Annotated in this window: 22 protein-coding genes, 2 tRNA genes and 1 riboswitch; of the genes, 17 read left to right on the top strand and 7 right to left on the bottom strand. The window is 40.8% G+C overall.

Annotated elements, in window-relative coordinates; translation table 11 throughout:
* Positions 1 to 83: 83 nt before the first annotated feature.
* From ACTHOQ_RS17730 to ACTHOQ_RS17710, 5 genes are all read left to right on the top strand, one after another.
* Positions 84 to 174: transfer RNA gene (locus tag ACTHOQ_RS17730), tRNA-Ser, on the top strand.
* A 2-nt stretch (positions 175 to 176) separates the two neighbouring features.
* Positions 177 to 248 (top strand) — tRNA-Glu (locus ACTHOQ_RS17725).
* Positions 249 to 318: 70 nt separating this feature from the next.
* Positions 319 to 945 carry an NUDIX hydrolase gene (locus tag ACTHOQ_RS17720; RefSeq protein ID WP_440497464.1) on the top strand — a complete coding sequence of 209 codons (627 nt, stop codon included), beginning with the start codon at positions 319 to 321 and terminating at the stop codon, positions 943 to 945.
* 142 nt (positions 946 to 1,087) lie between these two features.
* Positions 1,088 to 1,843 (top strand): MerR family transcriptional regulator, encoded by a 756-nt coding sequence (locus ACTHOQ_RS17715; protein WP_440497463.1) that lies wholly within the window; start codon positions 1,088 to 1,090, stop codon positions 1,841 to 1,843.
* A 77-nt stretch (positions 1,844 to 1,920) separates the two neighbouring features.
* Entirely contained in the window at positions 1,921 to 2,262 is a 342-nt protein-coding gene (locus ACTHOQ_RS17710; RefSeq protein ID WP_440497462.1) for a TraR/DksA C4-type zinc finger protein, read from the top strand.
* Positions 2,263 to 2,376: 114 nt separating this feature from the next.
* On the opposite strand, the gene ACTHOQ_RS17705 is transcribed toward ACTHOQ_RS17710, so the two are convergent.
* Complete coding sequence (locus ACTHOQ_RS17705; protein ID WP_440497461.1) at positions 2,377 to 3,294, bottom strand: 1,4-dihydroxy-2-naphthoate polyprenyltransferase; 918 nt, start codon at positions 3,292 to 3,294, stop codon at positions 2,377 to 2,379.
* Positions 3,295 to 3,532: 238 nt separating this feature from the next.
* On the opposite strand from ACTHOQ_RS17705, the gene ACTHOQ_RS17700 reads away from it, so the two are divergent.
* From ACTHOQ_RS17700 to ACTHOQ_RS17680, 5 genes are all read left to right on the top strand, one after another.
* Positions 3,533 to 4,915 carry an isochorismate synthase gene (locus ACTHOQ_RS17700; protein WP_440497460.1) on the top strand — a complete coding sequence of 461 codons (1,383 nt, stop codon included), beginning with the start codon at positions 3,533 to 3,535 and terminating at the stop codon, positions 4,913 to 4,915.
* Positions 4,908 to 6,641 carry a 2-succinyl-5-enolpyruvyl-6-hydroxy-3-cyclohexene-1-carboxylic-acid synthase gene (gene menD / locus ACTHOQ_RS17695; RefSeq protein WP_440497459.1) on the top strand — a complete coding sequence of 578 codons (1,734 nt, stop codon included), beginning with the start codon at positions 4,908 to 4,910 and terminating at the stop codon, positions 6,639 to 6,641. The genes ACTHOQ_RS17700 and menD overlap by 8 nt, the downstream gene beginning before the upstream one ends.
* Positions 6,623 to 7,438: a 2-succinyl-6-hydroxy-2,4-cyclohexadiene-1-carboxylate synthase gene (gene menH / locus ACTHOQ_RS17690; protein ID WP_440497458.1), complete on the top strand. Its 816-nt coding sequence runs from the start codon at positions 6,623 to 6,625 to the stop codon at positions 7,436 to 7,438. Before menD ends, menH begins: the two co-directional genes overlap by 19 nt.
* A 21-nt stretch (positions 7,439 to 7,459) precedes the next feature.
* Positions 7,460 to 8,284, top strand: coding sequence for a 1,4-dihydroxy-2-naphthoyl-CoA synthase (menB, locus tag ACTHOQ_RS17685; RefSeq protein WP_340716047.1), 825 nt, complete (start codon positions 7,460 to 7,462; stop codon positions 8,282 to 8,284).
* Between the two features lie 77 nt (positions 8,285 to 8,361).
* Entirely contained in the window at positions 8,362 to 9,798 is a 1,437-nt protein-coding gene (locus tag ACTHOQ_RS17680; protein ID WP_440497457.1) for an o-succinylbenzoate--CoA ligase, read from the top strand.
* Between the two features lie 60 nt (positions 9,799 to 9,858).
* On the opposite strand, the gene ACTHOQ_RS17675 is transcribed toward ACTHOQ_RS17680, so the two are convergent.
* The 4 genes from ACTHOQ_RS17675 to ytzI all read right to left on the bottom strand — a co-directional run bounded on the left by ACTHOQ_RS17675 (position 9,859) and on the right by ytzI (position 11,527).
* On the bottom strand, positions 9,859 to 10,881 hold the full coding sequence (locus tag ACTHOQ_RS17675; RefSeq protein WP_440497456.1) for a metal ABC transporter solute-binding protein, Zn/Mn family: 1,023 nt from the start codon (positions 10,879 to 10,881) through the stop codon (positions 9,859 to 9,861).
* A gap of 105 nt (positions 10,882 to 10,986) precedes the next feature.
* Positions 10,987 to 11,220, bottom strand: a complete 234-nt coding sequence (yidD, locus tag ACTHOQ_RS17670) for a membrane protein insertion efficiency factor YidD (RefSeq protein WP_440497455.1) — start codon at positions 11,218 to 11,220, stop codon at positions 10,987 to 10,989.
* Entirely contained in the window at positions 11,217 to 11,375 is a 159-nt protein-coding gene (locus tag ACTHOQ_RS17665) for a hypothetical protein (protein WP_440497454.1), read from the bottom strand. Before ACTHOQ_RS17665 ends, yidD begins: the two co-directional genes overlap by 4 nt.
* Positions 11,372 to 11,527, bottom strand: coding sequence for a YtzI protein (gene ytzI, locus ACTHOQ_RS17660; RefSeq protein WP_440497453.1), 156 nt, complete (start codon positions 11,525 to 11,527; stop codon positions 11,372 to 11,374). The genes ACTHOQ_RS17665 and ytzI overlap by 4 nt, the downstream gene beginning before the upstream one ends.
* A 245-nt stretch (positions 11,528 to 11,772) precedes the next feature.
* On the opposite strand from ytzI, the gene ACTHOQ_RS17655 reads away from it, so the two are divergent.
* From ACTHOQ_RS17655 to ACTHOQ_RS17640, 4 genes are all read left to right on the top strand, one after another.
* Positions 11,773 to 12,216: a Dps family protein gene (locus ACTHOQ_RS17655; protein ID WP_440497452.1), complete on the top strand. Its 444-nt coding sequence runs from the start codon at positions 11,773 to 11,775 to the stop codon at positions 12,214 to 12,216.
* 86 nt (positions 12,217 to 12,302) lie between these two features.
* Entirely contained in the window at positions 12,303 to 12,608 is a 306-nt protein-coding gene (locus ACTHOQ_RS17650; RefSeq protein WP_440497451.1) for a transposase, read from the top strand.
* A gap of 71 nt (positions 12,609 to 12,679) precedes the next feature.
* Positions 12,680 to 13,147: an NUDIX hydrolase gene (locus ACTHOQ_RS17645; protein WP_440497450.1), complete on the top strand. Its 468-nt coding sequence runs from the start codon at positions 12,680 to 12,682 to the stop codon at positions 13,145 to 13,147.
* Positions 13,131 to 13,937 (top strand): alpha/beta hydrolase family protein, encoded by an 807-nt coding sequence (locus ACTHOQ_RS17640; RefSeq protein WP_440497449.1) that lies wholly within the window; start codon positions 13,131 to 13,133, stop codon positions 13,935 to 13,937. Before ACTHOQ_RS17645 ends, ACTHOQ_RS17640 begins: the two co-directional genes overlap by 17 nt.
* 113 nt (positions 13,938 to 14,050) lie before the next feature.
* Here the strand turns inward: ACTHOQ_RS17640 and pckA are convergent, their stop codons facing one another.
* Positions 14,051 to 15,637 carry a phosphoenolpyruvate carboxykinase (ATP) gene (pckA, locus tag ACTHOQ_RS17635; protein WP_440497448.1) on the bottom strand — a complete coding sequence of 529 codons (1,587 nt, stop codon included), beginning with the start codon at positions 15,635 to 15,637 and terminating at the stop codon, positions 14,051 to 14,053.
* Between the two features lie 200 nt (positions 15,638 to 15,837).
* A riboswitch (SAM riboswitch) is annotated at positions 15,838 to 15,953 on the top strand.
* Between the two features lie 378 nt (positions 15,954 to 16,331).
* On the opposite strand from pckA, the gene metK reads away from it, so the two are divergent.
* Entirely contained in the window at positions 16,332 to 17,528 is a 1,197-nt protein-coding gene (gene metK, locus ACTHOQ_RS17630) for a methionine adenosyltransferase (RefSeq protein ID WP_440497447.1), read from the top strand.
* Between the two features lie 117 nt (positions 17,529 to 17,645).
* Here the strand turns inward: metK and ACTHOQ_RS17625 are convergent, their stop codons facing one another.
* Positions 17,646 to 18,158, bottom strand: coding sequence for a gamma carbonic anhydrase (locus ACTHOQ_RS17625; RefSeq protein WP_440497446.1), 513 nt, complete (start codon positions 18,156 to 18,158; stop codon positions 17,646 to 17,648).
* 238 nt (positions 18,159 to 18,396) lie between these two features.
* Here ACTHOQ_RS17625 and ACTHOQ_RS17620 point away from each other — a divergent pair, with 238 nt between their 5' ends.
* On the top strand, positions 18,397 to 19,200 hold the full coding sequence (locus tag ACTHOQ_RS17620) for an alpha/beta hydrolase (RefSeq protein ID WP_440497445.1): 804 nt from the start codon (positions 18,397 to 18,399) through the stop codon (positions 19,198 to 19,200).
* A gap of 131 nt (positions 19,201 to 19,331) precedes the next feature.
* A complete protein-coding gene (locus ACTHOQ_RS17615) occupies positions 19,332 to 20,792 on the top strand; it encodes an alanine/glycine:cation symporter family protein (protein ID WP_440497444.1) in 1,461 nt (486 codons plus the stop codon).
* The last annotated feature ends 128 nt before the right edge of the window (positions 20,793 to 20,920 follow it).

Genomic DNA, 20,920 nt, shown 5'->3' with positions numbered 1-20,920 from the left:
AAGTAGCTCAGTTGGTAGAGCATCCGGCTGTTAACCGGCAGGTCGCAGGTTCGAGTCCTGCCTTCGGAGCCATTTTTCTTTTTGGGGACATACTCAAGAGGCTGAAGAGGCGCCCCTGCTAAGGGTGTAGGTCGCGTAAGCGGCGCGAGGGTTCAAATCCCTCTGTCTCCGCCATCGGCCCGTTGGTCAAGTGGTTAAGACACCGCCCTTTCACGGCGGTAACACGGGTTCGAATCCCGTACGGGTCATACATAAGAGAAGCAAAACGCTAGATACGAATTTCGTATCTAGCGTTTTTGCATAAAAGGGGCTGAGACGGTGATAGAGCAATTAAAAATATTTGATGGACAATACAATGAAATTGGCATCGAACAGCGCGATACCGTACATACAAAAGGGTATTGGCACGAAGTATTTCATTGTTGGGTGATCGAAAAAATTCATTCAGAATGGCATATTTATTTTCAGCTTAGAAGCAAAAATAAAAAGGATTATCCAAATGAATATGATATTACAGCCGCAGGTCATTTACTTGCTACAGAATCTGTGGAAGATGGAGTGCGCGAATTGACAGAGGAATTAGGGATTCATGTTGATTTTTCACAATTGTATTCAATCGGGGTAATTGCTTATAGTATTGATAACGAAATGATAAGGGATTATGAGTTTGCGAATGTATTCATTCATGAAATTGTTGGAGGGATGGACCAATTTAATATACAACGAGAAGAATTGGACGGAATCTATCGTGCGAAGTTAGAGCATTTTATACGATTAGCTCAAGATGAAGCGAAGGAAATCGAAATAACAGGTTATGAGTACGAAAATGATGTCCAAAATTTCAAGGTAAAAACTGTCAGCTTAGCACAAATGTCTACATTGCCCTATAGTTATTTAAAAGAATTCATACCGAAACTGAGGAAAATGATAATGGAAGCATCCTGAATTAATGGGAATGCTTCCACTTTTTTTACTTGTTCCGCCTATACAAAAGTTTTATGACAATCTCGTTATATGCAATAATTAAATTTATTCGTTGACCTTCACGTTACGTTATCCTTTATAGTACTACATAAGAGGTGATGACATGCTAATCAATGAGTTAGTGAAGCTATCTGGTGTGAGTGCACGCACATTAAGGTATTATGATGAAATTGGTTTGCTGAAGCCTTCAGCGATTGAACAAAATGGCTATCGGCGTTACAGTCAAGCGGATATCGATCGTCTACAGCAAATATTGTTTTATCGTGAACTGGATTTTAAGCTGGAAGAAATTAAAGCATTGATGGCGCATCCGCAATTTGAAGTAAAGCAGGCGCTCAAAAAGCAGTATATATTGCTGCAGAAAAAACGGGAATATCTTGAAAACTTGCTGCAAACAATTGATCAAACAATATGCATGATGGAAGGGGAAGCTAACATGACGAACGAGCAAAAATTTGAAGTGTTCAAAAATAAATTAATCGAGGAAAATGAACAGGCTTATGGTGAGGAAATCCGAGGGAAATATGGAGAAGAACAAGTGGAAGCAAGCTATAGCAAATTAAAGCATATGACTGAAGAGCAATATGAAGCGATGCAGCAATTGGAAAAGCAGTTATTTGAGCGGTTAAAAGAAGCGATGGGGCTTGGTGATGCAACATCAGCGATTGCGATGGAAACGGCGGAGCTTCATAAGCGCTGGCTAAGTTTCTCGTGGGCAAAGTATACGAAAGAAGCGCATGCAGGCCTAGCTCACATGTATATGGAAGATGAGCGCTTTACCTCCTATTATGATGAACGGGCAGGAGCCGGTGCAACGCGATTTTTATGTGATGCAATTAAAGTGTATGCAAATATTTGATTCTCTTTTAATATGTGACGATGTTTAAAAATCCTCATTTAGGCAATATTTTATTAATGGAAAAAGGGGGATTTTATATGAATAACGAACATTTACAGCAGCTGCGCCATGAGTTGGAGGAAGAGTTAGCGACATTGCAGCAGCATATCCATGAAGAGCCTACTGTGGAAGATTCAGAGCTGTCTTCGATAGATAATCATCCTGCCGATGCAGCGACCGATTTGACGACAGTCACGACGGAAATTGCGCTGGACGAAATGAAGGAAGATGAGATTGGGAAAATCCGGGCTGCTTTAAGGGCGATGGATGAAGGGACTTACGGTAAATGCATCGTATGCGGAAAAGTCATTCCATTTGAACGTTTAGAAGCCGTTCCAACCGCTTTAACATGTATTGACCATGTAGAAGAAATGGAGTAATAAAAGGATCGGGAACAGTCAGTAAACTTATTTCCATTATCACTATCCTAATATTTTTATAGAAACGGGGCGTGTTAAAAGTGAAAATACTTTTAACGCACCCCGCTTCTTTTTTTAAATGAAATAGGAAATGAGCAAACCGATTGCCAATAGGAAACCGAAAATAGTGTTCGTTTGTGCCGTGTTTTTCATTGCAGGCATAACTTCCAGCGGCTGTTCCTTTGCGCGGAATAATTTAATAGCTTCAGCCGGTTTTTTCGCACTTAACAATACGAGTAAAGCCCATGGAGTTAAATGGCCAATGATTACTAAACCGATGATCCAAATATAAGAAACGACAAAAAACGCTGCAAGCACTGTTACCGCATTGCGGCGGCCGACCAGTATCGCCATCGTTTTCCGCCCACCTTCCGTATCTCCAACAATGTCGCGGATATTGTTGGACAGCATTATCGCCCCGACTAAAATCATGCTTGGGACAGAAATAATTACAGCATCAGCTGTTACATCTCCTGTTTGAATAAAGAAGGCAATTAGAACAATACCCATACCCATTACTGCCCCTGAAACTAACTCCCCGAACGGTGAATAAGCAATCGGATACGGACCACCAGTATACAAATAGCCAATCAGCATACATACAAGACCGACAGCAACAAGCCACCAGGATGTCATGGCACATATGTAAACACCTAATAGCATCGCAATACCGTAAAAGCTTAGCGCTATAGCCATAATTGTTTTTGGTGCTACACCATGTCGGACGATTGTGCCCCCAATACCGACTGAGTTTTCATTATCCAGGCCTAGTTTATAATCATAATATTCATTGAACATATTAGTTGCTGCCTGTATTAGCATACTCGCAATAAGCATTGCAAAAAATAGTCCGAAATGAATTGTTTCATGATTTATTGAAAGTGCCATAGACGTACCTAATAATACTGGTACAAATGAAGCTGTTAATGTATGGGGACGAGTCAAATGCCACCAAACTTTAAATCCTTTGTCCGCTTCAACGACTTTTATCATAAAAAACGCTCCTAACTAATTACAATTATCTAACCTATTGTAAAGGAAATTACACAAAATGAGTAGAGAGAAGTTTCAATACGTGTAACGTTTGCTCGAAAAATGGTATGATAGGAAAGGCATTATTTACAGAACGAACGCAAATAAAGTGAGCAAATTATTAAAAAGTTTACTGCGCATAACAAAGCGCAACCTGCATCATACTTAATGAATTTGCAACATGACGGAGGGAATTTTCATGCAACACAAGTGGTACAATGCCACTGAAATCGAAGTAGGCTCAAATTCAAAGCAAATTTTTTATATGGAAACAATCGAGGTAAGCCGACTATCCGCATTGGCATTTTTTGCTGCGGGTGAAGGGAAATATAAAGGAAAGCGCAACTATTGGCAAAATCGCGAAAAGACATTTACATTGGTTGGTTTAGGTCATGCGTATACAATTGAAAACAATGCATCCGCTGCTCGTTTTGATTTTGTGGAACAGGAATGGAAAAAGCTGACGAGTCAAATTGTGCAAGAAGATCAACATTTGCAGCCGATACTTTTTGGTGGCTTTACATTTGATCCGCAAAATGAAGTTTCGGCGGAGTGGACAAACTTTCCGCAAAGCTATTTTACTGTGGCAACACATCAGTTAGTCATCCGCAATGATAAAGCTTATGTAACAATCAACTACATCACAGATGAAGAAAATAGTGCAAAAACGTTTGATGTATTGCGTAAAGAGCGGGATGAACTGATTCATGCAGCACAAGTAAAGGAAGTCAAAACATATAGAAAGCCGGAAATAACAAGCTTTTACGAGCCATATAAGCCGGAATATATGGATTCGATCGATAAAGTGACAAGCTTAATAAAAGCAAACGAAGCGCAGAAGGTTGTCATTGCGCGTTCTTTGGCATTGCAATTTAAGGAAGCGATTACATCACCGCAAATTTTATCGCATGTTGTGCATGAGCAGCCGGAAAGCTACTTATTTGGCTTGGAGCATGCTGATTTATTATTTTATGGTGCTTCACCAGAACGTTTAGTCAAAGTGGAGAATGGCAGGGCATTTTCTTCATGCGTCGCAGGGTCGATTAAGCGCGGCACTACAGCAGAAGCGGACGAGGCACTTGGGCAAAGCTTATTAAATGATATGAAAAACCGCGGGGAGCATCATTATGTTGTAGAGATGATTACCGAAACATTTGAAAAAAACTGCTCGGAAGTGAAAGTCCCCCATGGTCCAAAGCTTCTGAAAATCCGCGACATTCAGCATTTATATACACCTGTTGAAGGGCAATTAAATGCAGATGCAACGATTTTGCAGCTTGTGAAGCATTTGCATCCTACACCAGCATTGGGCGGTGTGCCGCGTGAACACGCGATGGAAATTATTCGCACATATGAGCCGATGAACCGGGGACTTTATGCTGCGCCAATCGGCTGGCTTGATGCGGATGGCAATGGAGAGTTTGCTGTAGCAATTCGTTCGGCCGCGTTAGTACAGGATAAAGCGTACTTATATGCAGGCGGCGGCATTGTTGCTAATTCCGAAGCACAATCGGAATATGAAGAAACGCTCGTGAAATTCCGTCCGATGCTGCGGGCGCTAGGAGGACAATTACATGAATGAACGTGAACTATTATCCAACTATGTTTATCAAATTGTTTCAGCGTTGGTAGCATCTGGTGTAGAGCAAGTGGTTGTCAGCCCAGGGTCTCGCTCTACGCCGCTAGCCTATGCATTTGCATCAACAAAAGAGCTGGAGATGCATCGGCAAGTGGACGAACGGGCAGCAGCTTTTTATGCGCTCGGTTTAGCAAAGTCCACTGCTAAGCCTGTCGTATTATTATGTACTTCAGGGACAGCTGCGGCAAACTACTACCCGGCAATTGTGGAAGCGAAATATGCGCGTGTGCCGTTAATCGTCTTAACGGCCGATCGCCCGCATGAACTGCGGGAAGTAGGTGCGCCACAAGCAATTAACCAAGTGCGCCTTTACGGGGAAAATGTGAAGTGGTCAGCGGAGTTTCCGATACCTGATGACGCACCTCAAACATTGCCTTTTATCGAACGCCATACAGTGCGTGCGGTGAATATGGCGACGTCTGCACCTTTTGGGCCAGTGCATTTGAATATACCATTCCGTGAGCCATTGATCATCGACTTTAAAGGTGAGCTACCGAAATCGGGCTATGTAAAAAGCTATACAAATGAGCTTACGCCTTCAACGCAGGCAATAACTGAGATGACGCAAATTATGGAGCAAACGACAAACGGCATTATTGTCGTTGGGGAATTGCCGCTAGGAACGAACACTGAGCATTTATGGAATTTTATAAGGGAAGCAAAATGGCCGGTAATGATCGAAAGCTTATCGAATTTACGCACAGAAGTACCGGAAGATTGCCGAGCGTATGCAATTTCTACATATGATGCATTGATGAAAAATGAGCGGTTTAAGCGAAATGTCCGGCCGCAAACAGTTATTCGTTTCGGTGCACAGCCAGTATCGAAATTTCTAATGCAGTTTATCGCCCATGCGAATCCGCAAAGCTATATCATCATTGATGAAGATCCAATGTTCCGGGATTCTATGCATATGTCAACACATTTTATCCATGCATTGCCAGGTGAATGGCTATCGGAAATTGTGCTATCCCATCCCCAAGCAGAAATGGCATATGTGCAATTTTGGAAAATGGCTGATTTGCTTGCAGCGGATATTATTGAAAAATATAGCGACAATGCCGATGATGAAGGCGCAATGGTTCAGGCGCTGCTAACGAATATGGAGGGAGATGCAGACATTTTCGTCAGCAGCAGCATGCCGGTTCGGGATATTGATACATTTTTGCTTACGGCAAATCGCTCCATCCAAGTTTTTGCCAATCGGGGTGCCAATGGAATCGATGGGGTGACTTCCACTGCATTAGGTTTCAGCAACGGCCGTAAAATGCGCAACACATATTTGTTGATCGGCGATTTAGCGTTTCTGCATGATGCGAATGCATTCATCGCAAGTCGTTATCAGCATTGCGAGTTGACTGTTGTCGTGATGAATAATGATGGCGGCGGAATATTCTCCTATTTGCCGCAGTCGAAAGTGGAAGCGCATTATGAGAATTTATTCGGCACGCCGACCGCTTTGACATTCGAGCAGGTTGGCAAAATGTATGAAATGGATTATGAAAAAGCGGCAACAAAAGAGCAATTTATAAATGCTTTAAACAAAAAAAGTGAAACATCTGTTAAATTGATTGAAGTGTTTACAAACCGCGGGGAAAATGTAAAGCAGCATCGCCAGCTATGGACCCGCATTAACGAGGTGATCGAACATTGGCTCGATTCACTATAAAAGGTTTGGACGTATATGTGGAACAGTGGAATGAACATGCGAAACAGACAATCGTTTTATTGCATGGCTTCACCGGCAGCACGAAAACATGGCATAAAGTCGCGGCGCTTTTGCCAAAAACCGTTCGCTGTGTCGCTGTCGATTTGATCGGACATGGCAAAACTGCGGCACCTTTAACAGAAGCACACTATTCAATGGCTTTTCAAATCGGGTTGCTGAATGAATTATTCCATGCTTTGCACATTGAAAAATTTACGTTATTAGGCTATTCGATGGGAGGGCGTGTCGCGCTCAGCTATGCGATTCAATTTCCGTCCGAAATAACGCATTTATTATTGGAAAGTGCTTCCCCTGGCTTATCGGGGGAACAGCAGCGAAACATGCGAAAGCAAACTGATGATGCGCTCGCCGAAAACTTAATGGTACATGGCATTGAATCTTTTGTGGACAAATGGGAAAACATTCCGCTGTTTGCATCTCAAAAACTGCTGCCAAAGCATATACAGCAGGAAATTCGGGAAGAGCGGATCCAGCAGCGTGCGGTTGGGCTTGCAAACAGCTTGCTTGGGATGGGGACAGGGGTCATGCCTGCACTATGGGGGAAGCCTCTTGCTGCATTGCCGATGCCTGTTACGCTTATTACAGGGGCACTCGATGAGAAGTTTGTTCGGCTCAACGATGAAATGCAAAAACAGATAGCAAAAGTGCATCACATTACAATACCGGAAGTTGGCCACGCAATTCATGTGGAAAATCCGACAAAGTTTGCTACAATAGTAAAGGAAACGATTTCATAACCGAAACAGGAGGCAATATATATGACAAAGCAACGTCTATGGACATCTTTACATACTTACGAAGATATTAAGTATGAATACTATAACGGAATCGCAAAAATTACGATTAACCGTCCGGAAGTTCGCAACGCTTTCCGTCCGAAAACAACAGCGGAAATGATCGATGCTTTCACACGCGCTCGTGATGATGAGCGTGTTGGCGTAATTATTTTAACAGGTGAAGGCGAGCATGCATTCTGCTCAGGCGGCGACCAAAAAGTACGCGGCCATGGCGGCTATGTAGGCGATGACGAAATCCCTCGCTTAAACGTATTGGATCTGCAAACATTAATCCGTAAAATTCCTAAACCGGTCGTAGCGATGGTAGCAGGTTATGCAATCGGCGGCGGCCACGTACTGCACGTAGTATGTGACTTAACAATCGCTGCAGAAAATGCACGTTTCGGTCAAACAGGACCTAAAGTCGGTTCATTCGATGCTGGTTACGGCTCAGGTTACTTAGCACGTATCGTAGGACACAAAAAAGCTCGTGAAATCTGGTACTTATGCCGTCAGTACGATGCGCAGCAAGCACTTGAAATGGGCTTAGTAAACACGGTTGTACCATATGAGCAGTTAGAAGATGAAACAGTTAAATGGTGTGAAGAGATGCTGGAAATGTCTCCGACAGCATTACGTTTCCTGAAAGCTGCAATGAATGCAGATACAGACGGCTTAGCTGGTATCCAACAGCTTGCTGGTGATGCGACGCTTCTTTACTACACAACTGATGAAGCAAAAGAAGGCCGCGATGCATTTAAAGAGAAACGTAAACCAGACTTCGGTCAATTCCCGCGTTTCCCTTGATTTGTTCGTTATAATATTCAAAAGGGATGTCCGAAAACTTTGGACATCCCTTTTCTTTACGATAGGAGGAAAAATCTATGCAGCCAAACTGGATTAAGCAACGAGCCTATTTAACACCGAATCGTGTTGCAATTAGCTTTCACGACCAGCAGTGGACATTTAACGAGCTTTATTTGCAGTCTGTTAGCTTAGCTTATAAATTAAATACACTTCATTTAACGAATGGGAAACGGGTTGCTATTTTAGCCCCGTCCACACCGCCTTTAATCGAACTGCTCTATGCATGTATGCAGGCCCAGTGTGAAATGGTGCTGCTGAATGGCAGATTGGCAAAGCAAGAGCTTGCGTATCAAATTGCGGATGCAGAAGTGGATGCGATTTTAGTAGCTGATGAAGAGCTGGCCAAACTTCCTGATGATGCCCGAATCATTCCATTTTCGAAGCTTTATCGAACAACTGAATCGGAATATGATATTGCGGCACAATGGGATGATGATTTTGCACTGACGATTATGTATACATCAGGTACGACAGGATTTCCGAAAGGGGTTTGTCAAACAGTGGTAAACCATAGTTCAAGTGCGATCAGCTCCGCATTAAATTTAGGGATTTCAGAGGATGATGCATGGCTTTGTACCGTTCCGATTTTTCATATAAGTGGTTTTTCAATCGTTGTCCGGTCATTATTGTATGGGATGAAAATACGTTTATATGAAAAATTCGATGCAAAAAAATGTTCACAGGAAATTATAAACGGGACAGTGACGAAAATGTCGGTCGTCGCGGTCATTTTGGAAAATCTATTATCGGAAATGGAAAGCATCGGCCAAAAAGCGCATCCCCGTTTCTCAACAATACTGGCAGGTGGCGGTCCTGTACCAATCGATTATTTAAAGCGTGCGGCACAGTTGAATTTACATGTGGCGCAAACATACGGAATGACTGAAACAGCTTCACAAACCGCCACACTGGCAAATGAGGATGCATTCACACATATCGGATCTGCAGGGAAACCTTTATTTTTCAATGAAATAAAAATTGCAGCGAAAAAAGACGAGTCAATTGGCGAAATTTTAATAAGAGGACCGCATGTAACACCGAGATATATCGGCCAATTTAAAGAGAAGCCGACGACAATTGATGGCTGGCTTCATACAGGGGATGTCGGTTATTTAGACGAAGACGGCTATTTATATGTAGTTGATCGCCGAAGTGATTTGATTATTTCCGGAGGGGAAAATATTTACCCTGCTGAAATCGAAAATGTATTGCTCGCACATCCGAAAATAAAAGAAGCGGGCGTATGCGGGATAGCGCATGACATATGGGGGCAAGTGCCTGCAGCATTTATCGTAGTAAAAGAAAGCATGACAGCGCAAGACGTCATTGAATTTTGCGAGCAGAATTTAGCCAATTATAAAGTTCCGAAATATGTTCACTTTATTGCCTCCTTGCCACGAAGCGGTTCAAATAAGCTGCTAAGAAGACACTTGATGAAGTTATTGGATGAATAATGAGGAAATGATGAAAAGGTCCAAGCATAAGAATCAATGCTTGGACCTATTACCTTATAATCAATTACTTAAAGCTTGTTTTAATACATCTATATTTTTACGCATTAAAGTGAAGTAATTTTCTTTGTTTTCAATATCTTCCTTCGTAAGCACACTTAAATTATGCAAAGTTAAAGTTTTTGCTTTTACTTCTTTCTGAATAATTTCCGTTAAATTCGATGAAACATTTTGCTCGAAGAAAATGTATTGGATATTTTCTTTTTTAGCTAAATCCACAATCGTCGTCAGTTCTTTTTGTGATGGCTCGCTTTGTGAATTCAAGCCAGCCACTGGTACTTGATTGAAGCCGTAATGTCCCGCGATATAGCCAAATGCTGCGTGTGAAACGAAGAATGTTTTCTTATTGGATGCAGCGGCCATTGCTTCAAATTCCGAATGCAATTCAGCAAGGTCTGCTGCTAATTGCTCATAGTTTGCATTGAATAATGCTTCATGTTCTGGTAGAGCCGCAACTAATTCTTCTTTAATCGATAATGCTAACTGCTGTGAAATGATTGGTGACAGCCAAACATGTGCATCATGTTCATGGTGGGTATGCTCTTCATCACTTTCGTCTCCTTCACCATGCTCATGCTCATGATCGTGTTCATCATGTTCTGCTGTAGCTTCTGCATGTGTATGGCCAGTCGAAATATGCAGCTGTTCTTCTGTTACTCCGTCAGCAGTGGCCACTAATTTTACATCTTCATTAGCCAATGTCTTTTTGGCATTTTCAACAAAGCCTTCCAATCCGAGGCCGATATAGAAAAATAAATCCGAATCTGCTAAAGCAATCATATCTTTTTGTGTCGGCTCAAATGTATGCTCGTTTGCGCCAGCAGGATAAATCGAAGCAACTTTCACATACTCGCCGCCGATACGCTCGGTAAAATATTGCAATGGATAAACAGTCGTATAAACAGATAACGCATCTTCATTCGCTTTTGCATCATTTGAAGTGGAATTTTTTGCATCATCTGCATTACAAGCAGCTAAAAATAAAATAGATGTAAACATTGAAATGAGTAAAAACCATTTTTTCATTTGTAGTAAAACCCCTTAAATAGTAATAATTACGATTTGTGTTTTTGAACATTTTCAATCATACATTATTACATCAAAAAAAACAATATAAAAAGCCTTCGAAAATCATTTTTTTTTCGAAGGCCATTTTTCAGGTACAGGATCAAAGCCACCCGGATGAAACGGCTGGCATTTTAAAATGCGAATTGTCGTCATAATAATCCCTTTAATAGCACCATGCTTTTGTATTGCTTCAATCCCGTAGCTTGAACAAGTGGGATGAAAGCGGCAAGAAGGGGGTTTCATAGGCGAGAAATATTTTTGATAAACTCGGATAAGCCCGATAAATAGTCTTTTCATTGCTGTTTTTGTTCTCCATTTTTATAGGCGTGTATTGGTTTTGAATCGACCGTTTGCTTTAATGATATATTGTTTTTACGAGCAAGTAAAACGATTGAAAACGCAAAAATCCCCATAATTGTGACGATAATAATCAATACTATAGGTAAACTCATTTTTTCACCTCATTTGATTCATTGGAATTTGTCGTATTATGTGCTACGGGATCTATAGAATGTTTTACTTTATAGCCCAAATTGACAGCTGTCAGGAAAAGAGCCGTAATCACTATTACAACTAATATACATATAAGTATCGTAACAAGCATGACGAGACCTCCAAACTGATTGATCACTATCTATTGTACATGAAAAAGACGGCTTAAATTTGAACAATCATTGAAATTATGAGGTTTTAACAAGCGAATGAACGGTTATAATATTAACTAGTGATTAAATTCAGCATTTTGTCACTATTAGAAAGGTAAATAATGTATTATAATGATAATAATTATCAATTAGGATTAAAATTTCGCTTATGAAATTTTAAATATAAATTATGAGGTGAAGGATAATGGCAAAAAAACAATTAAACACACTTTTAAATGATTTAGTGGCAACATGGTCGGTAATGTACACAAAGTTACATAACTACCACTGGTACGTAAACGGACCATCTTTCTTTACATTACACACAAAATTTGAAGAGTTATATAATGAGGTAACACTTAATTTAGACGAAATTGCTGAACGCATTTTGACAAAGGGAGGCAAGCCTGTCGCAACATTGAAGGAAAATTTAGACCTTTCTTTAATCAAAGAAGCAACTGGCAAAGAAGAAACGGAAGAAATGGTTTCAACACTTATTGCCGATTTCAATACAATTATGGAAGCATTGGAAAAAGCAATGGAAGCAGCATCTGAAGAAGGCGATGATCGTACGGAAGATATGTTGAATGCTCAATACCAAAGTTTGGAAAAGCATACATGGATGCTTAATGCTTATTTAGGAAACTAATATCGACGAAACGACTCCGAATTTGGGGTCGTTTTTTACGTATAAATGATTTGGTTAAAGCCCACCTTAAGAATGAGGTGAGTATAATGGAAACGAGTAATGTTTATGTATCGATTGCAAATTTGACATGCAATTTGCAGCCAGGGACATCCTATGAATTTGTATTGAAAATGGACCCATTGAAAGCGCGTGTATTTACAAAGCTTTTTAGCCAAATGCAAGCACTGGAAGCATCCAATGCCTTTCGAGCGCATATGCCTTTTATACCTTATCATTTGGATAAGCTGAATCATGATTTAGACCGTCGTCTGCAAAAAGTATATGCATTAATTCATGAATTCGGTGATGACGAGGCGAGAAAATTTGTAGAGCAATTACCTTATTTTAATTGACAATTTTCTTGCTTCCTGTTGAATGATAGACATCTGTTCGCTACACTATTGAATAGGAGTTGAGCGAAAAGATGTTTAAATTTATCGATGAAAACGGTTTGAACGTAGATTTGAGATTTGATGAAGGGCCATTTGATGTAGAGCCAAAGCACGTATTAACGCTCGTGCAGCATAAAGGAAAGTGGTTATGCACAATTCATAACCGGCGTGGTGTCGAATTCCCAGGCGGAAAGCAAGAGCAGGGCGAAACTTTATATCAAGCTGCTATACGTGAAGTATATGAAGAGGCAACTGTAGTAATAGAGGATGTACAATGGTTTGCTTACTATATTGTACACGGTGAAATACCGTTTTGTAAGGCGGTTTTTACAGCAAAGGTTAAGGATATCGAGCCATTTGTCGGAGATTTTGAAACAGATGGTGTTTTATGGTTAACGGAAGAAGAGCTATGGCAACAGCCCGATTTAAGTTTTTATATGCGGGATGCGGGCATGAAAAAGATGCTGCAGGAAGTGAAAAATCATGAACGGCAATGGTAAGATTTTTTCGATGCGTAATTATCCTTCACCGAATCCGCATATTCGTCTGGATGAAGTAACATATTGGTCACAAGGATTGCGTGTTAAAGGATTATTAGCTAGACCGAAAGCTCATGGGCAGTATGAAGCGCTTCTTTATTTGCGGGGAGGGTTGCAGTCGATCGGCATGGTCCGGCCTGCCCGTATCGCCCAATTCGCGATGCAGGGCTTTGTCGTTTTCGCCCCGTATTACCGTGGAAATCGCGGAGGCGAAGGGAAGGACGAGTTTGCGGGTGAGGACCGGAATGATGCGATTTTCGGTATCGACGTATTAAAGAAATTTATCGATGCTGAAAAAGTGAATTTGTTTGGATTTTCCAGGGGGGGCTTAATGGCTTTATGGACGGCGATTTTACGCGAAGATATAAAAGCCGTCGTGACATGGGCTGGTGTTTCGGACGCAACAGCGACTTATTGGGAGCGTGTCGATATGCGTCGCGGGCTAAAGAGGATCGTTGGGGGCACGCCAAATAAAGTGCCGGAAAACTATGAAGACCGCACACCTTTATATGAGATAGAGAATGTCCATGCTCCTGTATTGATTATTCATGGTACAGAGGATCAACATGTTGATATTGAACATGCATACCAACTGGAACTTTATTTGAAAGACGAGGGAAAACAAGTGGAAACATGGTTTTCATTTGGGTTAAAGCATCATTATCCCCCGAAACTCAATCGGGAAACTGTAAAAAAACTATGTGAATGGATGAAACAACAAGGAGCAGCAAAAAGGGATGTACGTAAGTGAATACTTACGCTACATCCCTTTATTTATAATATCCTTTAAAATTTTATATTATAATCCGGCTTTTCGCAAAACTGCCAAAGTTAAACTAATATGGCGAATTAATCATTAGTGTACTATACTAATGGACCGCCTTTTTTCACGATTGCTTCATCAACATTGTCGAATTTCGTGAAGTTGTTTTTGAATAATTGCGCAAGTTCAGCTGATTTTTTATCATATGCAGTTTTGTCAGCCCATGCATCGCGCGGGTTTAACACTCCAGATGGAACACCTTCAACCGCTAATGGGATATTCAATCCGAATACCGCATCTTGTGTCGTTTCCACATTGTTTAATTTACCATCGATTGCAGCACGAACCATTGCACGAGTATAAGCAAGTTTCATACGGCTGCCAACACCATACTCGCCTCCAGTCCAACCAGTGTTAACAAGGAATACTTGTGAACCATGCTCATCGATTTTCTTGCCTAACTGCTCCGCATAAACTGTTGCAGGCAATGGCAGGAATGGAGATCCGAAGCATGTTGAAAATACTGGCTCTGGCTCTGTAATACCACGTTCTGTACCTGCTAATTTTGACGTGAAGCCGCTTAAGAAATGATACATTGCCTGTTCTTTCGTTAATTTTGAAATAGGAGGCAATACACCAAATGCGTCTGCAGTCAGGAAGACGATTGTATTTGGGTGGCCAGCTACTGATGGTAGTACAATATTATCGATGTAATCAATCGGATAAGCTACTCGAGTGTTTTCTGTTAAAGAACCATCATCATAGTTACATACGCGTGATTGTGGATCTACAGCCACATTTTCCAATACAGAACCGAAGCGGATCGCGTTGTAGATTTCAGGCTCTTTTTCTGCAGAAAGGTTGATTGTTTTCGCATAGCAACCACCTTCAATATTGAATACGCCGTTGTCAGACCAACCATGCTCATCATCACCGATTAATTTACGGTCGCTATCTGCCGATAATGTCGTTTTGCCTGTACCTGACAGACCGAAGAACAATGCAACATCGCCTTCTTCGCCAACGTTTGCAGAACAGTGCATTGGGAAGATGCCTTGTTCAGGCAATAAATAATTCATAATCCCAAAAATTGATTTTTTCATTTCGCCGGCGTATTCAGTTCCACCGATTAAGATGATTTTCTTTTCAAGAGATGTTATAATAAATGTTTCCGATCCTGTGCCATCTACTTCTGGATCTGCTTTGAAGTTTGGCGCGGACACAATTGTGAAATCAGCAACATGAGAAGCTAATTCCTCAGCAGTTGGACGGATGAATAATTGATGACAGAATAGGTTATGCCAAGCATATTCGTTAATGACTTTTATAGAAAGTTGAGAATCTTTGTCCGCACCTGCAAAACCGTTGAATACGAATAATTCATCGCGTTCTTTTAAATAGTTCACGACTTTCACGTAAAGCTTGTCGAATACTTCTGTAGAGATAGGACGGTTTACTTTACCCCAATCGATTTTATGTTTTGAACTTTCTTCTTCAACCATATATTTATCTTTAGGAGAACGACCAGTGTATTTGCCTGTTTCAGCACGCAATGCGCCATCGACAGTTAACATTGCTTCTCCGCGTGATGTAGCTTTTTCTACTAATTGTGGAACAGATAATTGAGTTTTAATGTTTTCCCCGTTTAAAAGTTCTTTCAGCTCGTTAGCGATTTCTACCGAATTCATCTATTAAATACCATCCTTTTTTATAGTATTCCCTTATAGTAGGGGAGTTGTTTATTAATTCAAAAATAGTATAACACATTGAATGTAATAATCTATACTAATTATGAATTATTTTTTATGGAAATTTAAACTGTTCTAAATAAGACAAATTTTGTTGACAGCTTTGTTTTTTTTACGTAAGATGTTTAATTGAACGGATACTCTTATCCCGAGCTGGTGGAGGGGCAGGCCCTATGAAACCCGGCAACCTGCGCATACTTAATGCGTGCTGGTGCCAACCTGATGCAAGGGCAAAATTTCCCTTGAACGATAAGAGTGAAAGGTAACGATGCATATACATCCTTTCCTCACGCGTGATGAGCGCGGCTAATGAGCGAAAGGATTTTTTTATTTGATTTAAATTGTAAAGCAAGAAATATTAGCCTTTCAAAACCTCGTGTCAAAGCAATGCAGCTTGACGTTTATCGTGTATCAACGGACAGAAAGCAAATGATTTTTAAAATATGAAAATAATCTATTTTTAGCCATATAAAATCAACTGTCCTTAGACACCTGATTGGTATAGCCTCAACCTTTTTTCAGAAACGAAAAGGGATGGTTTACTTTATCGAAAATATAAGCGGGCATGGGTAATGAGTACCGTATCATCGAATGAACATAAAACAATCGCCAAAGTGAATTAGGAGGAAATGACATGACAAATCGTCGACTGTTTACATCAGAAAGTGTAACGGAAGGACATCCGGATAAAATTTGTGACCAAATTTCGGATGCTATTTTAGATGCCATTTTAGCAGCGGACCCAAATGCTCGTGTAGCTTGTGAAACTACGGTAACAACAGGCTTAGTATTAGTATCTGGGGAGATTACAACATCTACTTATGTGGATATGAAAGGAATTATCCGTGATACAGTGGCAGAAATTGGCTATACTCGCGGTAAATACGGCTTTGATGCTGAAAACTTGGCAGTATTAGTAGCGGTAGGTGAGCAATCTCCTGATATCGCGCAAGGTGTCGACCAAGCATTGGAAGCGCGTGAAGGCTCGATGACAGATGATGAGCTGGAAGCAATCGGTGCAGGAGATCAAGGCCTAATGTTCGGCTACGCATGTAACGAAACACCGGAACTTATGCCGATGCCTATTTCTTTAGCTCATAAATTAGCGCGTCGTTTAACAGAAGTACGTAAATCAGGCGAATTGCAATATTTACGTCCGGATGGTAAAACACAAGTAACAATTGAATATGATGAAAACAATGAACCGGTTCGTGTGGATACAATCGTTATTTCAACACAGCACGATGAAGAAGCAACATTGGAACAAATCCAGACAGACATTAAAGAACATGTGATTAAACCGGTAGTTCCTGCTCATTTATTGGATGAGGCTACAAAGTACTTCATCAACCCGACAGGCCGCTTCGTAATTGGTGGACCTAAAGGTGATGCAGGTCTTACAGGTCGTAAAATTATTGTTGATACTTATGGTGGCTATGCACGTCATGGTGGCGGAGCTTTCTCTGGTAAGGATGCAACAAAAGTTGACCGTTCTGCAGCATATGCAGCACGCTATGTTGCCAAAAACATTGTAGCAGCCGGCTTAGCTGACCGTGCAGAAGTGCAACTGGCATATGCAATCGGTGTTGCACAACCTGTTTCAATTGCAGTCGATACATTCGGTACTGGAAAAGCAGCTGAAACAGAAATCGTGAAATGGGTTCGTGAGCTCTTTGATTTACGTCCGGCAGGCATTATTAAAATGCTGGACTTACGCCGCCCGATTTATAAACAAACGGCAGCATACGGGCATTTCGGCCGCACAGACTTGAATGTTCCTTGGGAAAATACAGATAAAGCAGCCGAGCTTAAAGCAAAAGCTGGGATCTAAAACGGGTAAAGGAGCGGTCAGTTTAATGACGGCTCCTTTTCATTTTGAGGGACGATAAACTTTATCGCTATTATATATGTAGAAACTGTTTAATTATGACAAAATATTATTGCGAAATTACTTTTGTAAAGATTTGTAATATTGCCCTTTCTCTGCGTACTCTCGAATAATCCGGTCCATATCGGCACGGTCCTCAGCTGTAACTTCTCGTACCACTTTTGCTGGGCGCCCCATAGCAAGGGAATTTGGCGGAATCACTTTTCCCGGGGGAACTAAGCTGCCGGCACCGATAAATGCCCCTTCCCCTATTACCGCCCCATCTAAAATGATGGAACCCATACCGATCAATGCGCGTTTTTTAATTGTGCAGCTATGCAGTGTCACTTGATGACCTACCGTTACTTCATCTTCTATAATTAACGGGAAGGCGGGACTTTGATGAAGACAGCTTAAATCCTGAATGCTCACGCGTTCCCCGATAATTGTTTTATTCACATCGCCTCGTATAACGGTATTAAACCAAATGGAAGTTTCCGCCCCGACTGTTACATCCCCGGTAATCGTTGCATAGTCGGCAATAAATGCAGATGGGTGAATATTCGGTGTTTTACCTTTGTAAGGATAAATCATGTTCAATTCCTCATTTCTTTTATAGAATAGTATTTGAAACTATCCATATCGTAACAAACGATTAAAAATTTTTAAATGCCATTTCTTTTTTTGGCAAATGTATTATAATAAATCAATTATGCCTTAGTGTAATCGCATGTGAATTTAAAATAGGGCAAACAATAATGCCGCCGTTTGCAGAAGCGGGAATCTTCTGCTTTATCAGCAAAAAAATTCAGAATGTAAGGGGGGATTGGCCATGTGGAAATGGGAAACAGAGCAACAGCCAAAAGCCGTAGTTGTCATTCTTCATAGTGCATATGAGCATCATCGGTGGTACGCATGGTTAATCGAAAAGTTTCGCAGTGCCCGCTTTCATGTAGTAATGGGGGATTTGCCGGGACATGGGGAGCAAGGGAAATATTCAAGATATCATGATGAAAATTTTGAAGAATACTATAATTATACAAAGGTTTTATTAAAAGTCGCATTGGAATATAATTTACCGCTTTTTATTGTAGGGAATGGCTTAGGAGCTGTCATTGCCGCAAATGTGATCCAGAAAAATAAGATTGAATGTGCAGGCGCGGTATTGACATCGCCATGGCTGAATTTAAAATTAACACCTGGAAAATTATCAAATGCGTTATCAAGCTTTAGTGCGATAACATCAAATATGAAATTAAAGCATGAGTTAAGCTTGCAGCATTTTACTCGCAATACGGATGTTTTAATGGAGCTGAAAGAACATTTGCCGTTAAATAGCATGGTGACAGTGAAATGGTACCGGGACTGGCAGCAAGTGTCGCGGACAATCCGTGATATTGAATTTAAATTTCCGGATATTCCTTTACTAGTAATGACTGGGGAAAACGATAAAATAACGGACATTGGGACGACGAAGAAATGGCTGCTGGAGCATTTTCTATCAGAATTCCATTATAAACAATGGAAAGGCTGTCTTCATAGTTTGTATTTTGAATTGGAACGCGAAGAGGTATTTCGGTATACAATCGATTTTATAAACAATGTTTTAAGGGACTTGGGATATATTATAGATTAAGGGAAAACCTAACAAAATTTACTTTTTTGTTAGGTTTTTTTATTTTCAGTAAAAAAATGTATCGAAATTTTTGAATATTTGTAATATACTAAATTTCAAGTTAATACAATAATTCAACAAGGGGTGACAATATGGATTTTATTAACGATTTTGTAGGATGGGCCAACAATATTTTATGGGGTCCTGTAATGATCTATGGTATTTTAATCGTTGGTTTGTTTTTCTCAATCCTCACAAAGTTTGCTCAAGTCCGATTGATCGGAGACATGTTCAAGTTAATGTTCAAAGGGGAAAAATCCGATGCAGGCGTATCTTCATTCCAGGCATTGTCGATTGCGCTGTCGGGTCGTGTCGGCACAGGTAACATTGTCGGTACTGCCACAGCCATTGCATTTGGGGGGCCGGGTGCCGTATTCTGGATGTGGGTTACCGCTTTTATCGGAGCATCAACAGCGTATATGGAGTCTACATTAGCTCAAATCTACAAAGAAAAGAAGGATGGGCAATATCGTGGCGGTCCTGCATTCTACATTGAAAAGACAACAGGTATTCGTGCATTAGGTATTATTTTCGCGGTTGCAATGATTGTATCTGTAGCGTTTTTAATGCCTGGAGTTCAGGCAAATGCCATCGCAGGCGCGGTTGATAATGCATTTGGCATCGAGCCTTGGATGACTGGTTTAGTTACAATTCTTTTATTGGGAGTCATTATTTTCGGTGGTGTTAAGCGTATTGCGAATACAGCGCAAATTTTGGTTCCATTCATGGCATTAGCTTATTTGCTGGTAGCGGTTATTATTATTATTATGAATATTACAGCTGTGCCTGAAGTTTTTGGTTTAATATTCCGTAGTGCTTTCGCATCGGACGCTGTATTTGGCGGGATGATTGGTAGTGCGATTTTCTGGGGGGTAAAACGCGCCATCTATTCAAACGAAGCAGGTCAAGGTACCGGGGCACATCCGGCAGCAGCAGCAGAAGTTTCGCATCCTGCAAAGCAAGGATTAGTGCAAGCAGCATCAGTTTATATTGATACATTGCTCGTATGTTCTGCAACAGCGTTAATGATATTATTCATGGGTACATACAATGTACATGAAGGCAGCCAAGATGGAGCTCTGATCGAAGCAAAAATGGATGAGACGATTACGTATTCAGGCTTTACTCAAGCAGCAGTAAATGAAGCGTTCCCATCTTTAAATAACTTCGGCTCCGGATTTGTGGCGATTGCATTATTCTTCTTTGCTTTCACTACATTGATGGCATACTACTACATTGCGGAAACGAATGTGTCGTATATGCTGAATGGGCAAGCAAGAAAAATAGGGATCTTCCTAATGAAGTTCATCTTATTGGCATCCGCATTTTACGGGACAGTTAAAACATCAGATTTAGCTTGGGCGTTTGGTGACGTAGGTTTAGGGTTAACGGTTTGGATAAACGTTATTTTACTATTGTTCATTATGAAGCCGGCGCTCATTGCATTGAAAGATTACGAGCAGCAGAAAAAAGAAGGGAAAGACCCGGTATTTGACCCGAAAAAACTGGGCATCAAAAACGCGGATTTCTGGGAGACATATAAGAAAGATTAATAAAATAAGAGAGGCTGCCTATTATAAGGGAGGGCACTGAAAAAGTCCCTCAGGCACAAGTGAGAGAGTACAGGAACGAAAATTCGTTCCTGTACTCTCTTTTTCTTCGATGCCGTTGATTTCCATTG

Origin of the sequence: Solibacillus silvestris (assembly GCF_051967575.1) — a bacterium.
Classification (GTDB): domain Bacteria; phylum Bacillota; class Bacilli; order Bacillales_A; family Planococcaceae; genus Solibacillus; species Solibacillus silvestris_B.
Note: the sequence above shows the minus strand (reverse complement) of the source record. Positions and strands in the feature narration are given on the sequence as shown.

Coding starts and splice junctions, on each gene's coding strand:
- ytzI (WP_440497453.1), bottom strand. CDS start 11,527: ATGCTTGTTACGATACTTATATGTATATTAGTTGTAATAGTGATTACG.
- pckA (WP_440497448.1), bottom strand. CDS start 15,637: ATGAATTCGGTAGAAATCGCTAACGAGCTGAAAGAACTTTTAAACGGG.
- ACTHOQ_RS17675 (WP_440497456.1), bottom strand. CDS start 10,881: ATGAAAAAATGGTTTTTACTCATTTCAATGTTTACATCTATTTTATTT.
- ACTHOQ_RS17715 (WP_440497463.1), top strand. CDS start 1,088: ATGCTAATCAATGAGTTAGTGAAGCTATCTGGTGTGAGTGCACGCACA.
- menD (WP_440497459.1), top strand. CDS start 4,908: ATGAATGAACGTGAACTATTATCCAACTATGTTTATCAAATTGTTTCA.
- ACTHOQ_RS17680 (WP_440497457.1), top strand. CDS start 8,362: ATGCAGCCAAACTGGATTAAGCAACGAGCCTATTTAACACCGAATCGT.
- ACTHOQ_RS17650 (WP_440497451.1), top strand. CDS start 12,303: ATGGAAACGAGTAATGTTTATGTATCGATTGCAAATTTGACATGCAAT.
- ACTHOQ_RS17645 (WP_440497450.1), top strand. CDS start 12,680: ATGTTTAAATTTATCGATGAAAACGGTTTGAACGTAGATTTGAGATTT.
- ACTHOQ_RS17710 (WP_440497462.1), top strand. CDS start 1,921: ATGAATAACGAACATTTACAGCAGCTGCGCCATGAGTTGGAGGAAGAG.
- ACTHOQ_RS17665 (WP_440497454.1), bottom strand. CDS start 11,375: ATGAGTTTACCTATAGTATTGATTATTATCGTCACAATTATGGGGATT.
- menB (WP_340716047.1), top strand. CDS start 7,460: ATGACAAAGCAACGTCTATGGACATCTTTACATACTTACGAAGATATT.
- ACTHOQ_RS17655 (WP_440497452.1), top strand. CDS start 11,773: ATGGCAAAAAAACAATTAAACACACTTTTAAATGATTTAGTGGCAACA.
- metK (WP_440497447.1), top strand. CDS start 16,332: ATGACAAATCGTCGACTGTTTACATCAGAAAGTGTAACGGAAGGACAT.
- ACTHOQ_RS17615 (WP_440497444.1), top strand. CDS start 19,332: ATGGATTTTATTAACGATTTTGTAGGATGGGCCAACAATATTTTATGG.
- yidD (WP_440497455.1), bottom strand. CDS start 11,220: ATGAAAAGACTATTTATCGGGCTTATCCGAGTTTATCAAAAATATTTC.
- ACTHOQ_RS17620 (WP_440497445.1), top strand. CDS start 18,397: ATGTGGAAATGGGAAACAGAGCAACAGCCAAAAGCCGTAGTTGTCATT.
- ACTHOQ_RS17625 (WP_440497446.1), bottom strand. CDS start 18,158: ATGATTTATCCTTACAAAGGTAAAACACCGAATATTCACCCATCTGCA.
- ACTHOQ_RS17705 (WP_440497461.1), bottom strand. CDS start 3,294: ATGATAAAAGTCGTTGAAGCGGACAAAGGATTTAAAGTTTGGTGGCAT.
- ACTHOQ_RS17640 (WP_440497449.1), top strand. CDS start 13,131: ATGAACGGCAATGGTAAGATTTTTTCGATGCGTAATTATCCTTCACCG.
- ACTHOQ_RS17700 (WP_440497460.1), top strand. CDS start 3,533: ATGCAACACAAGTGGTACAATGCCACTGAAATCGAAGTAGGCTCAAAT.